This is a genomic window from Flavivirga amylovorans, assembly GCF_030540875.1.
Classification (GTDB): Bacteria; Bacteroidota; Bacteroidia; order Flavobacteriales; family Flavobacteriaceae; genus Flavivirga; species Flavivirga amylovorans.
In genome coordinates, this window is record NZ_JAUOEM010000011.1 from 34,716 (window position 1) to 49,800 (window position 15,085).

8 protein-coding genes and 1 pseudogene are annotated in these 15,085 nt (G+C 34.2%); all 9 read left to right on the top strand.

From position 1 onward, the window contains the following. The first annotated feature begins 3 nt into the window (after positions 1–3). The 9 genes and pseudogenes from Q4Q39_RS20260 to corA all read left to right on the top strand — a co-directional run bounded on the left by Q4Q39_RS20260 (position 4) and on the right by corA (position 15,036). A complete protein-coding gene (locus Q4Q39_RS20260; RefSeq protein ID WP_303284420.1) occupies positions 4–1,680 on the top strand; it encodes a RagB/SusD family nutrient uptake outer membrane protein in 1,677 nt (558 codons plus the stop codon). A 629-nt stretch (positions 1,681–2,309) separates the two neighbouring features. Next, positions 2,310–4,661: a DUF5703 domain-containing protein gene (locus Q4Q39_RS20265; RefSeq protein WP_303284422.1), complete on the top strand. Its 2,352-nt coding sequence runs from the start codon at positions 2,310–2,312 to the stop codon at positions 4,659–4,661. A gap of 91 nt (positions 4,662–4,752) precedes the next feature. Then, positions 4,753–5,040 (top strand): annotated as a pseudogene (locus tag Q4Q39_RS20270) (alpha-L-fucosidase); the annotation flags it as partial. Positions 5,041–5,140: 100 nt separating this feature from the next. Further along, complete coding sequence (locus Q4Q39_RS20275; RefSeq protein ID WP_303284424.1) at positions 5,141–7,501, top strand: glycoside hydrolase family 3 N-terminal domain-containing protein; 2,361 nt, start codon at positions 5,141–5,143, stop codon at positions 7,499–7,501. 35 nt (positions 7,502–7,536) lie between these two features. Then, positions 7,537–9,120 carry an alpha-L-fucosidase gene (locus Q4Q39_RS20280; protein WP_303284425.1) on the top strand — a complete coding sequence of 528 codons (1,584 nt, stop codon included), beginning with the start codon at positions 7,537–7,539 and terminating at the stop codon, positions 9,118–9,120. A gap of 68 nt (positions 9,121–9,188) precedes the next feature. Next, a complete protein-coding gene (locus Q4Q39_RS20285) occupies positions 9,189–11,465 on the top strand; it encodes a right-handed parallel beta-helix repeat-containing protein (protein ID WP_303284427.1) in 2,277 nt (758 codons plus the stop codon). A 1,347-nt stretch (positions 11,466–12,812) separates the two neighbouring features. Next, positions 12,813–13,220 (top strand): hypothetical protein, encoded by a 408-nt coding sequence (locus tag Q4Q39_RS20290; RefSeq protein ID WP_303284429.1) that lies wholly within the window; start codon positions 12,813–12,815, stop codon positions 13,218–13,220. Between the two features lie 257 nt (positions 13,221–13,477). Next, entirely contained in the window at positions 13,478–13,966 is a 489-nt protein-coding gene (locus tag Q4Q39_RS20295) for a mechanosensitive ion channel domain-containing protein (RefSeq protein ID WP_303284431.1), read from the top strand. Between the two features lie 5 nt (positions 13,967–13,971). Next, positions 13,972–15,036, top strand: a complete 1,065-nt coding sequence (gene corA, locus Q4Q39_RS20300) for a magnesium/cobalt transporter CorA (RefSeq protein WP_303284433.1) — start codon at positions 13,972–13,974, stop codon at positions 15,034–15,036. Positions 15,037–15,085 lie beyond the last annotated feature (49 nt).

Sequence of the window (15,085 nt, forward strand, 5' to 3'; positions counted from 1 at the left end):
ATTATGAAAAATATAAGAGATATAGTAAAGGTGCTTTTTTTAGCTGTGATATTAGTATCCTGTAATGAAAAGGAATTTTTGGAAGAAACACCTTTTGATTTTTATTCGCCAGAAAACTCATATACAACACCAGATCAGATAGATTTGGCAATTGTAAGGTTGTATAAAGATAGCCAGACTGTGTTTGTTGGAGGTGTTGTAAATACTTTTGCTTTTTTTTATACTACAGATGTAGGGTACGATGCTATTGCGACGACACACCAGCTAAACTCATGGTCAGATAAAATAACTCCAGAAACAGGTGAAGTAGAATGGATGTGGGAGAATTTATATAAAATAGTAGCCAATGCGAATACGATTCTATCAAGAATTGGTGCCGTAGAATACCCTTCTGAGGCTGCACGTAATGCTAAAATAGGAGAAGCTAAGTTTTTTAGGGCTTTAGCTTATAGAACTTTGGGGATTTTATATGGTGGAGTACCTCTATCACTGGAAGAAATAACGGCTCCTAAGAGAGATTTTGTAAGAGATACCCAGGCTAATGTGTTTGCTCAGGTTATTAATGATCTTGAAGAAGCTGTTCTTAATTTACCGGATGCTGATGAAGTGGAACAAGATGGAAGAATATCTAAAGGAGCGGCTAATCATCTTTTAGCAGAGATGTACATTATTAATCAAGAGTATGATAAGGCTATTGCTGCGGCTACGGCGGTTATCGATAATCCAAATTATGAATTAATGACACAACGTTTTGGGTCAAGAATCTCAGAACCAGGAGATGTATATTGGGATCTGTTTAGAAGAGGTAATGTCAATAGAGGTAAAGAAGGAAGCTCAGTAAATAGAGAAGCCATTTGGGTTGCTCAATATGAACACCTTGCTCTAGGAGGAGGTGACCCAGATAATTTTGCCCGATTTTTAGCACCCTTGTATTGGCAGTTAAAGGATGATAATGGAGAAAATATATTTTTCAGCCATTCAAGTCAAAATGGTGGTCGTGGTATAGGTTGGTGGGCCGCTTCAGATTATATGTTGAATCAAGTTTGGGCAAACTCTAATAACGATATGCGAAATTCAGAATATAATATTATTCGTGATGTGGTTGTAGATAATCCAAATTCCGCATACTTTGGACAAATGATGGTGGCTAGTGGAGCAATTGATAATTATCCTAATACAATTAATAGGTGGTGGAGTGCGATTTTCGCAAAAAGTAACCCAATAGGTAATTTCCCTGACGATGTTATTGCAGACCCTGAAACAGGAGAAACAAATAATGGAGCGGGTAGTACATTTAATGATAGATATATGATGAGGCTTGCAGAAACTTATTTATTAAGAGCAGAGGCATATATATTAAAAGGAGATCAAGCAAGTGCAGCCATTGATATTAATGCGGTTAGAGCTAGAGTTAATGCAGATCCTGTAATGGAAGCCGATGTAGATATGGATTATTTGTTAGATGAAAGGGCTAGAGAGCTTTTTACTGAAGAATTCAGACTACTTACACTTATGAGAATGGGTAAAATAGTTGAAAGAGTAAGACAACATAACCCTATGCACAATGGGCAATATGAATCATTTATAATTAATGATACTCAAAATTTATGGCCTATACCCATTAGTGAAATCATAACAAATACCGAAGCAGTTTTAGAACAAAACCCTGGGTATAATTAAGAAGATAAAACCATAATTTATTTTTTAAATAAAGAATTATTTAGTAGTTGTTAGTTTAGTTTGAGTTAGTTTAAAATGGGACCTGCTTCATAACAGGTCTCATTTTTAAAAATAGCTAGTTCATTTTTATTTTGTGATTAAGCTTTTTGTTTAAGTGATTTTAGGTATAAATTGTTAGGTAATATTGACTTTTCTAAAAAAACGATAATTATTATAAAATCTAAATGGATCAATTGCGATTCCTTCGAGAATTTATTTCCTGTAAAGACAGTCATTTTTTCTCACTATAACTTTTTTAAACAAGAAAATAATCTAGTATTATAATAGGAAAATCTATTTGTCTTAGGAGTTTTGGATATTAATTTTATAGAATCATAAACCCCATTATACAGGATGGAAATCTGTGGAATTAGGCAGAATTAATTATGTTTTTATTGATCTAAATCCAAGCATGTATTACAGAAATTTTCTTGTGTGTAAAACACAGAAAAGTTATAAGAGATTATAGAATTTGGTGATGCTAAATAACATCTGTCTTAAATATTTGAAATTAATGGTTAAATAGCTTAGATAAGGTAATTTAAATCATCAATTATGTTAAATAATTACAAATAAAAACAATTATAAATATGAGAATATTTGGAATACTTAAAATTAGTATTTTGCTTTTAATTGTTACAGTATGTAGTGGGCAATCATCCAAGTTGAATTTGAGCAATTACAACATTATTTGGCATAGTCAAAGTAAAAACTCCAGCGAATCAATGCCTTTGGGAGGAGGTGATGTTGGACTTAATGTTTGGGTCGAAAATGGCGAATTATTGTTTTATGTTTCGCAATCCGGAACGTTTGATGAGAATAACCAAATGCTAAAACATGGTAGGGTACGTATGAATGTTGAGCCAAATCCGTTTGAAGACGGTGACTCGTTTTCTCAAAAATTAGTTTTAGAAGATGGAAACATAATAATTAAGGCTAAAAAAGGTGGCCATGAAATTACCATGAATTTATGGGTTGATGTTTTTCATCCTGTAGTACATATTGAAACCGAAAGTACAATTCCTGTAGAAGTAACAGCAAGTTATGAATCTTGGAGAACAGAAGATATCGTTGTTCCAAAAGGTATGCGTCATGCCAGTTTTAGTTTAACAAATTATCCTGGTGAAGTAAAAACCTATAAAGATGAAATTAAGGCAAATAATAATCAAGTCATGTGGTTTCATTGCAATCGGGAAGATAGATTACTTTATGACTTCTGTGTTAAGCAACAAGGATTAGAAGGTGTAAAAGACCAGATTGTCAATACCCAAAAAGGAAGAACTTTTGGAGGCATATTAAAAGGCGAAGGCATGGTTGATGCGGGTACTTCGAACGGTAAATATGTTTCAACAAACTTTAAGGCCTGGCATCTTAAAACTTCAGAAAAAACAACTTCAAATACTGTTCAGCTTTATTTACATACCGATATTTGCGATTCGGCAGATGAATGGAAAAAAGAGGTGCAAAATTTGGTTGAAAAAACCTCCAAAAATACAGCAGATGCCAAAAGAAAAACTAAGGAATGGTGGCATAAATACTGGGAAAGAAGCTACATTGGTATAAATACGGAAAAAGCAGATACAGGTGATGCTGCATGGCAAGTAGGGCGTAACTATCAGTTATTTAGATATATGTTAGGTTGCAATGCATATGGTGATTATCCCAGTAAATTTAATGGTAGCTTGTTTACGGTAGATCCGGTTTTTGTTACTGAAAAAGAGTTTGACTGGACCCCGGATTTTAGGCAATGGGGAGGCGGAAGTTTTACAGCACAAAATCAACGTTTGGTATATTGGCCCATGTTGAAAAGTGGTGATTTTGATATGATGCCACCTCAATTTAATTACTATGAAAGAATCCTTTCAAGTGCAGAGGCCCGTACCAAAGTATATTGGGGACACGAAGGCGCTTGTTTTACTGAGCAACTCGAAAACTTTGGTTTACCATTTGCGGGAGGTTGGGGATTTGAATCAGGAGCCAGAAAACGACAACCAGAAACAGAATTTGGAGTGCAAACCAACAAATATGTTAACCATCACTATGTAAACCAGCTTGAATTCTCTTTAATGATTTTAGATTATTATCAGTTTTCAGGTGAAAATATTAACAAGTACTTGCCATTTATAAAAAGTTCGTTGAAATTTTTTGACGAGCACTATCAATACCGTCAAAAGCAAAGAACAGGTGAGACGTTGGATAAAGAGGGAAAATTAGTCTTTTACCCCTCAACAGCAGCTGAGATGTATAAAATTGCTAAAAATCCGGTCGATGTCATTTCCGCATTAAAAGCTATTTTGCCAAGAATGATAATGCTACCTGATGAATTGGTTGCTACAGACGAAAAGAAATATTATCAGTCATTTTTGGAAAGAGTACCCGAAATTACATTCGATGAAAAAGAAGGCCATAAGGTAATTAAACCAGCCGAAAGCTGGGAATATGTGGCCAATCAGGAGGTGCCGGAGTTATATACGGTTTATCCTTATAGTATTTATGGTATAAATAAACCCGATTTGGATGTGGCCATTAATACTTACTGGCACGGTGAATCTAAAGAAAAAAGAAAATTTGAAGTGTGCTGGAGCCAAGTGGGAATTTTTGCGGCTCGTATGGGATTAACCGAAGAAGCCGAACGTTTGGTAAAAATCAAATTAGCAGATGCCCCACGTCGTTTTCCCGCATTTTGGGGGCCTGGCCCGGATTGGGTACCGGATGTAGATCATGGAGGTTCAGGTATGGTCAATTTGCAAGAAATGTTGATGCAAACAGATGGAAAAGAAATCCTGTTATTTCCATCATGGCCAAAAGATTGGGACGTGCACTTTAAAATGCATGCACCAAATAATACAGTTGTAGAAGCTGAATTAAAAGGAGGGAAGTTGGTGAGGTTAAATGTCACCCCAAAGAATAGGGAAAAAGATATTCAGGTTTTGATTAAGTAATTTTTTGTGTTATTCCTAGTGTAAGAGTACCGTAAATTCAAATTAAATATTGAGATAATATAAGAATGTATGAAAGCTTTGGGACCCTCAGTCCGCAGCAGAACAAGGCAATTGGTACGCTAAAGGGATGTATATTCCTAAAGGTCAGCCAGGAAGTCGCGGACAATACGAATCCCATATCAAGAATTATGAACATCCTTCAGAGTTTGGATATAAAGATGTGATTAAAACCTGGAAAGCAGAAAAGTTTACATCTGAGTATGCAGATTATTTAATATCTATTTATAAAAAGGGAGGAGCAAAGTTTTTCTTAACTACGGTTCATCATCACGACAATTTCGACATGTGGAACATCCGTTTAATGAGGCATATTGTTTAAAAATTCAATAGTCTAAATTGTTTTAAGAATAAATAGAAAGCGTATAAAAAAAGTTTAGGTCTATTTAATATCAAAATTGATAATTAAAGTAATATATTTTATGAAGCATATCATTTATATAATAGTGCTGGTTTTGTTAGCAAGCTGTGATTCTACAAAGAATGAAGTTAGCTATTCGATAGCACCCTATTCAACACCCGAAATAGATTCCTTAGTAGCACAAGTCATGGCAGATATGACCTTGGAGGAAAAAATTGTTCAGATTCGAGGTATCCGACCCAGTGAAATAATGGAAGATGGAAAGTTCTCTCCTGAAAAGGCAAAAGAGGCAATGCCACTTGGTATGGGACATTTTTGTCAATTTTCGTCGCAACTTGTATTCACGCCTAACGAACTAAGAGATTTTGTACGTGAGGTACAAGATTGGTTAATGACAGAAACCCGAACCGGAATTCCCGCTATTTTTCACGAAGAGGCGATCACCGGTTTTGCAACAAAAGGAGCCACCACATATCCTCAACAAATTGGTATGGGATGTACCTGGAATCCAGAACTAATTGAAGAGTGCGCTAATACCACACGAATAAATATGCGAGCTGGTGGTGCAACTTATGCATTATCACCTATGGTAGATATTAGTAGGACTGCACATTGGGAGCGTATTGAAGAAAGCTATGGTGAGGATGCCTATTTGACATCACGTATGGGGGTAGCCTTTGTTAATGGTCTACAGGGAAATGATTTTAGAACAGGAGTTGCAGCAACCACCAAACACTTTGCTGGATATGGGACACAAAATAGCAATCCTAAGGAGTTATATGAAGAGTATATTATGCCACATGAAGCTATAATAAAGTTAGCAGGATCCAAAAGTGTTATGCCATCTTATGGAAAATATAAAAATATACCTGTTGTAGCCAGTAAAGAGTTGCTTACTGATATTTTAAGGACATATATTGGGTTTGATGGTGTGGTAATAAGTGATTATGGTGCAATTCGTTTATTTCATGGAATAAGCGATTTAGCTAAAACAGAAAAAGAAGCAGCTGTTAAAGCTATGATGGCAGGAACAGATATTGAAGTGTCTTATGCTTGGGGATTTCCATTTTTACCTGAAGCAGTAGAAGAAGGAATGATTTCTATAGATGTTATAGATGCAGCGGTAAAGCGTTCACTAATTATGAAAGCTAAGCTGGGATTGTTAGACGAAAATCCTCAAATTGGGAAAGATGGGGATTTAGATTTTGACCCACCAGCCTTTAGGGATTTAGCATACAAATCTGCAAGTCAGTCGATTGTGTTGCTAAAGAACAATGGCATATTACCATTAAAAGAAGATATTAAGAATATCGCTTTACTTGGTCCCAATGGATCAACACCGTATTGTCTTTTAGGTGATTATACTTATCAATCTATGATTTCATTTTGGTGGAGTAAAACCTTTGACCCAGAAGATCCTAAATTGTTTACGTTACACGAAGGGTTGAGTTCTAGGTTAGGTAATGACGTTGAGATTATGCAAGAACGCGGTTGTGACTGGAGCGAGCCATTGGAGGCGGTAATAAAATCAGACGGTTTGGGTGATGATCGATTAAGTAAACTAAAGATGTACACCCTTAAAGGGTTACCACAACCAGATTTACAACGTGCGTTAAAATTGGCAAACGAAAGTGATGTCATTATCGCTGCTGTGGGTGAAAACATATACCTCTGTGGCGAAGGCCGTTTGCGTAAAGGAATACGCTTACCCGGAGAACAAGAAGAATTTGTGCAAAAGCTTGTTGATACTGGTAAACCTGTAGTTCTGGTTGTTTTTGGAGGTCGTCAGCAACTTGTAAACAAATTTGAAGATAAATGTGCTGCAATTGTTCAAGCATGGTACCCGGGAGAAGAAGGTGGTAATGCGATTGCCGACATCTTAGTAGGAAATGTAAACCCTTCAGGTAAATTATGTGTTACCTACCCAGCTAATGAAAGTAAAACGGAAAATAATTATAAAAATGGATATGAAAACACAGAGATTCAATATCCTTTTGGTTATGGTCTTTCTTACACCAAATTTGAGTACAGCGATTTAAAAATTCAGAAAAAGGCCAAGGTAACAGATGAATATATAATGATTTCCTTGAAGGTTAAAAATATTGGAGAAATAGATGGAGCAGAAATTGTGCAGCTTTATGTATCTCCAGAAAATGAAGAACTGGGCTTAAAACCTATTCAACTAAAGGGTTTTAACAGAGTTGACTTAAAAGCAAACGAAGAAAAACGTATCAGATTCAAAGTATCTCTTCAACAATTAACCCAATTCAAAAATGAAGAATGGATTATAAAACCAGGTATTTACGAGTTTAAAGTTGGAGCTTCCTGCATCGATATCCGTTTAAAAGGTAAGGTTGAAGTAAAAGGAGAAAAACGTGTACTTAAAAACGGAAGAGAAGTTTTCTTTTCAACAAATGAATAAGTATTAAAGTTTAGCAATTAATAAAGAAATATAAAATGAAAAAATTAACATTGATTATGCTTATTGTATTTGCTATGCAACAAATTACAGCACAGAAAATATATGAAGCTACTTGGGAATCATTGGACAGCAGAAAAGACCCAGAATGGTTTAGCGATGCCAAGTTTGGCATATTTATTCACTGGGGGCTTTATTCAGTACCTGGCTACACGGCAAAAGGTAATTATGCAGAATGGTATGGAAATCATTTAAAGAAAGTGTTAAATGAAAAGTCAAGTAAACATGACTCAATTCGACACTTAGCTGCAAAGTCCTATCAGGACAAGGTATATGGGGCGGATTTTAAGTATTCCGATTTCAGGGATTTATTTACCACCCATGAATTTGATGCAAAACAGTGGGCTGGAGTTTTTAAGAAGTCGGGAGCCAAATATGTGGTACTTACCTCTAAACATCATGATGGGTATTGTTTGTGGCCAAGTAAGGAAGCAAGCAAAAGTTTCGGACTTCCTTGGAACTCCGTAGAAAGTGGTCCCAAAAGAGATTTGGTAGGTGAACTAACCAATGCGGTGCGTGCAGAAGGAATTAAAATGGGCTTATACTATAGTATCTGGGATTGGTACAACCCGTATTGGTCTGCAGAACAGCAAGAAGCACTGAAATCTGGTACTTTGGCCGTTGATTTGAATAACATCGAAGCACACTCAAAGTCTAGTAATAAAGAAGTTAAAGAGTCAATGGATGGGTTGTCAAAATACATTCATGAAGTAATGTACCCTCAATTCAAAGAGATTGTAAATAATTATCAGCCTTCATTAATTTTTTCCGATGGTGATTGGTGGATGAATGATGATCTTTGGGAAACAAGACCACTGTTAGCTTGGTTATTCAATAATGCCCCAAATAAAGATGAAGTTGTAATTAATGATCGTTGGGGGCAAGTTAGAGGAGAGCATGGAGGATACTACACAACGGAGTATGGTTCTGGTTTTGACAATATAGATAAGCCCTGGGAGGAAAATCGTGGTATTGGGCATTCGTTTGGTTATAACCGCATTGAAAATCTCGAAGATTACAAAACCTCTCAAGAGCTGGTCTATGTATTGATTGATATTGTTAGTCGAGGCGGAAATCTCTTGCTAAATATAGGCCCAAGAGCCGATGGTTTAATTCCAGTTATTATGCAGCAACGTTTAATCGATATTGGAGATTGGCTTGATGTAAATGGAGAAGCCATATATGGCACTAAAACTTTTGGGAGAACTTGTCAGTGGAGTGCAGGTAAAAAGCCAAGTGAAGTTAGGGGGGGCTTTAAGGCAGAATATGATGTCATGGCTTTAACTGTAGAGCCTAAAGAAGGTATGGCTAGCAAAGAGGTTTTCTTTACCCAAAAGGAAAACGATTTATACTGTATTTGCCCTGTATATCCGAAGGGTAAATTGATAATAAAGGATTTGGATACAGAAATAGTTGAAGGTGTTGAAATGTTAGGATACGATAAACCTCTTGAATGGAAAAAACAAGGGGGAAATATTGTTATCAATGTTCCTCCTTTGACAATATCAGAAGTCCCTTGCAATTTTGCTTGGACCTTTAAGATTAAGAATATTAGTCAATAATCAAAGAGTATTGATTGTCATTAAGGAATAAAGAGGCATGCCTCTGAACCGAACCCAAATGAAAAAAAATGATAGCAAATAGAATTAAAATGAAGCTTAAATCGATAATTGTAGTTTTGATGCTTTCCATTCAGGTATTTGGTCAAGTAAATCAAACCCTTCATTCCGAACTTGGAAAATCCTTTTATGTATCCTTGAATGGAAATGACACTAATCCGGGTACTAAAGATAAACCAGTTGCTAGTTTTGAAGTAGCTAGGGACTTAATCCGTCATTATAAAACAACAAATCCTTATCCAGATAAAGGGTTTACAGTTTGGGTTTCAGGTGGGGAATATGAGTTTTCAGAATCTTTCGCTTTAAATGAAAATGATTCTGGTCAACCAGGGCGTCCAGTGATATGGCGAGCAGTTGAAGGAGAAAAGGTTACGCTTTCAGGAGGAATACAAATTCCACAAAACCAGTTTAAAAAAGTTACTAACAAAAATATTAAAGCACGTTTCAGAAAGGAGGTTGCATCAAAAATTTATCAGGTAAATCTAAAAGAATTGGGTATCACTGATTATGGAAGGCATCAACAATATGGGCATGCACTTTCTGTTTGTCCTGCTCCTTTAGAACTTTTTTATAATGAGGAAGCAATGACTTTGGCGCGTTATCCCAACACAGGTTATATTCAAATAGGAAATGTAATTGATGGTGGTTCAACACCACGTTCAGGAGACTACTCAGAACGAGGTGCTGTTTTTGAATATTCAGATGAACGGCATGAAGTTTGGGCAGGACAAAAAGATATTTGGTTTCAGGGAACTTTTAAAAATGGATATGCTGATGATAAGATATTGGTAGAATCTATTAATGCTGAGAATAAACGAGTAAAACTAGCTTATCCGCATATGTACGGTGTAGGAAACAAAAAGCCTTACAATCATTATGTAGCCTTAAATATTCTAGATGAAATTGATATGCCTGGAGAATGGTATGTAGATAGAGAAGCAGGAATATTATATTTCTATCCTCCTTCCAATCTTAAGAATTCTAAAGTTGTAGTTTCTATGTTGGAAGATCCTGTAGTAAGTATAGAAGGTTCAAGTCATATTGTGTTCAGAGGATTTACTGTAGAAGTGGGACGAGGAATGGGAATATATCTTGAGCGTGGACAAAACAACCTAATTGCCGGTTGCACCGTTAGAAATATTGGTACAAGTGGAATTTTTATGGGGCAAGGAGCAAAACAAACGGTTCCATATATTACACACGAGCATTATGAAGGTGTTCCAGTTTCTCGTAGAATCGGAAATTTACAAGGACATATTTATTCCAATACAACATGGGATAGAAAAGCAGGTAAAAATCATAAAATATTGAGTTGTGATGTATATAATACAGGTAGTGGTGGTATTTATTTAAGTGGAGGAAATAAGCGAGATTTGATTCCTGGTAATAATGTGGTAGAAAACTGTAAGGTACATGACTATAACCGCCGTAATAAATTTCTTTGGTCAGGAATTAATATTGATGGTGTAGGAAACCGTATTGCACATTGCGAAATATATAATTCAAACTTTCAGGCTATTTATGCACATGGCAATGAGCATATCTTTGAGTATAATCACATCCATCATGTAACGCTTCATGCAGATGATGTATCTGCTTGGTATATAGGTCGTGATCCAAGCGATAGGGGACATATTTTACGTTATAATTATTTTCATCATTGTGGAAATGCCGATATGGGCAACAATGGGATTTACTGTGATGACTCTTCATCTGGTATTACCGTGATTGGTAATGTGTTTTATAAAATGAACACTGTAGGAGGTATTTTGTACACTAATACAGGTTGGGATTTAACAATGAAAAATAACATTATTATAGAACCACATTCCTATTCTGTCGTATTGAGTCAACATTATTATACATGGTATAAAGGAAGAGCTCCTATAGCATTTGGCAAAGGAAAGGTTTTTGAAAAACGACTGTTTAAAGATATAAATATACAGGAACCGCCCTATAGTGATCGATACCCTCAGCTTAGCAACTTCATGAATGAGATTATTCCAGGAGAAAAATGGGAAGGTATGAATGCAAGGCGCAATGTTTTCTCTACTAACATCATTTTTGGAGGAAGTAAAAATCCAATTAAAATTTCAAAAGGTGAATCTGGTATTTTTGAGAACATTAATAACTATCAAACAACTAAAGATCCTGGTTTTGTTAATATGGCAGAAGAGAATTTTATGCTAAAAGAAGATGCTGAAGTTTATAAAAAATTAAAAGGCTTTAAACCAGTGCCCTTTGATAAAATGGGGCTCTATCGTGATGAGTTTAGAAAAGATAATTAGTAAGATGACTTTTCAAGGAAAAAGCGTATCAATTGGCAACACTTTATGATTGATTACGGGCATTTAAAAAATTATAAATTAATTATTATACTTAAATCATGAAGTTCTATTTTTTGCCGATATGTAATTTATTACTGCCATTTGTTTTTTTATTTGCACAAGAGAAAGTAACTTTTATCACTAATAGATAGGATAAGCATCCAAAAAAAATCCTTTTCAAAAGCTGGGTTTTGGGAAGTGTTAGATAGTGGTCGTTCAGTTTATAATTTTAATGTAGGTTGGAGATTTTTAAAAGGAAATGGGATCATGCACAAAAGTTGTGTGTGATCCGTATTCTGTGTTTTACTTTCTCTTAATAAGCCTTATATTATTTATAAATACCTCCAAGGGTTCTTTATTAAACAGATTGCTTCGTCCTATTGTCCTCGCAAAAACGGTGTCTTGCTGTTTACGATTAAAAGCACTCTGGTATTATCCTTCTTCTTGCGTTCTACAAGGCTTTAAGATAATCGTTAAGAACAGACCAAAGAGGCTAGCCCAGACCCTTGGTAAGAATAAAGAACAAAATTTTGAAAACCAGGAGCATAGCATTGGGTAGAGCGATGGAGCGACGCAAAATTTTGGGCTTGGTTCTTCTTGAGCGACAGCAAAAGAAGAAATTCCTACGAAGGGGCGTCCTTTCTTTTGTTACTTTTCTTTGGACGAGCAAAGAAAAGTAAATCATTAAACAGTATAATTAATTTAAAATGCGAAATTTTGAATTAATCATAAACACAACAATTAATCTTGATCCGAATTCTTCCTCTTTAGATTAACTAGAATTTTTGCTTAAACACAACTATTAGGCATGATCCACTATTAGGCATGATCCGTAACATTTGATATCAATTGAAAGTAAGGAAAACGAAAAAGCCTGAAAACATTAATTTTTCAGGCTTTTTTTGAATAATCTATAAATTATTCCAGTGACCGGGCTGGGGCTCGAACCTGTATTTCAATTATTTGATATTCAAAAGTTTAAACTATGCTTAGTGTTTAGGCGCACCGAATAACGCACCAAAAAGATTTCTAATAAATAATGAACTTAAATGAATGTATTTGCATTCAAAATTCAAATATAGTTAATGTTGATTGTAACTCCATTAAAATATGTAAAATATGGTAAAATAATATTAAGAGATATATTCATACAATATATTCGAAAAATAAACTCGTAAAAACTCCCATCAAAAGACTTCGGCATAAAGCCGTTCCTACGTCTCTTTTTATTCCGATTCCTTTTGAGCTGAGATTTTAGCTTCCGTTTTGTTGATGCTCAAATATTGTTTAATCTAAAATTTTTAAATTATGGAAACAAAAGTGAAACAAAACGAAACTGTAAAAAGACAAAATGCCACAGTTAAAAAAGAAGTAAAGGGCAAATTGACAAAAGAAGCTATTGGGAAAACTGTTAATCCAGTCAAGAAGGCAATTACAGAAAAACCTGTAATTAATCTAGAAGACAGAATTCAGAAGTTTGAAAAGCTAAGAGGACTAGCAACCCAAAGAGAACGGTTAACACAAACCTTGAGTGAACTCACCAAATTCAATTACAATCAAGACGATTCAAGTTCTTTTTACTTGAGAGATTCTCACAATTTGGAATTTAAGACTACTAATACCAATTTAATTAAGTTAGTAACTTCGCATTTACAATCCACGTTGGAGCAACGTAAATGTGAAATAGAAGAACAAATTGTACAGTTTCAACTCTAGTAATTTTAAATTCTTCAAATGTAAAAACCTGTTCTATAAAAAAGAGCAGGTTTTCTTTTTTAATCATACTCATGGCATACATTACATGTATAAAAATCAAATATTATGCATTTAAATAAATTACAACTAAGATGAAATTTTGTGTTTTCAGAAATAATACACTTTTTATTTTCAAACAAAATTATTTTAAACATAATTAATAATCAAAAGAGAATTTGATAATAAACTAATTCGTAAATTAGTTTTATTTTATCAAGATGGATTTAAAAACAAAATTAGCATTAATATTATTGTTAATCGTAGTATTAACATTAGTCGTTTTCTTGACTAAGAAAGCACTTATAAGATTTTCTTTATTAAAATCTATTGAACCTCACAGAAGAAAAATAGTTGGTGGGTTAATTTACTCTTCTTATTATCTAATTGCTTTATTTGTTATACTAATAATAGTAGGAGTGGATTTTAACCAATTTGGTCTTTTTGCTTCCTCTGTTTTAGCTGTGCTTGGTATTAGTTTCTTTGCTCAATGGTCTATGCTATCTAATTTAACAGCTAGTGTTATTTTATTTTTTTATCACCCATTGCGTATAGGTAGTAGAATTAAAATTTTAGATAGTGAAATAAATTTTTGTGGAACAGTGAAGGATATTACGGGGTTTTATGTACTTATGAAAACTGATGACGAGCGAATTATCACTATACCTAATACAACAATTTTATACAAAGGAATAGAATTAATAAATTAAAGAAAATGAAATCTAGAAAACCTTTAAAACGCAAAGACATTGGTCTAGCTCCTGGTACTGCTGTCTATATGGGCAAGAAAACAGAAAAGGATTTATATGTTGAAATTTTTGATTACAACCATGAGACTTTAAAAGAAGAAAGAACAGATAATGTAAAAGATATATTTTCTTATGAAGACAAAAACAATGTTACTTGGATTAATATAAATGGTCTAAATAACGTAGAAGATATAAAAGAACTTGGGAATCATTATGAATTGCACCCACTTTTAATCGAAGATATTGTTAACACCCATCAACGTCCAAAACTAGACGAATATGAAGATTATGTTTTTGTTGTTTTAAAGATGCTTCACTTCGACAATCAAAACAATTTAAAAATTGAGCACGTAAGTTTTGTTTTAGGTAAAGATTATATGTTATCCTTTCAAGAGTCCGAAGGCGATGTCTTTGAACCTATTAGAGACCGTCTAAGGACTTCTAAAGGGGTGGTTAGAAAAATGGGCGCAGATTACCTTTTATATGCTTTAATCGATGTTATAGTAGATAATTATTTTGTTTTAATAGATAATTTGAGTGAAAAAACAGAAATATTAGAAGACAGTTTATTTAATACATCGAAAAATAACCAGACTGCTTTTGAAATTCAAAATTTTAAAAGAGAAATACTCAAAATTAGAAGAGCAGTTTACCCCTTGCGAGAAGTGGTTAGTGGATTAAATAAAGTAGATACTACTTTAGTAAAAGAAAAAACACATTTATACTTGGGAGACTTGCATGACCATATCATTCAAGTTTCAGAAAATATAGATATTTATAGAGAAATCATCTGGGGCTTAATGGATATGCATCTTACTACTTTGAGCAATAAAATGAACGAAGTCATGAAGGTATTAACTATTATAGCTACCATATTTATCCCATTAACATTTATAGCTGGAATTTATGGGATGAACTTTGAAAATATTCCAGAGTTAAAATATAAATATGCCTATTATACCCTCTGGGGAGTTATGATTCTTATCTTTTTAGGGATGCTTTACTATTTTAAAAGGAAAAAGTGGTTGTAGAATATTGGTGTTTTGTTAGTGATAGAATACTTTTTACAAAAATAGATCT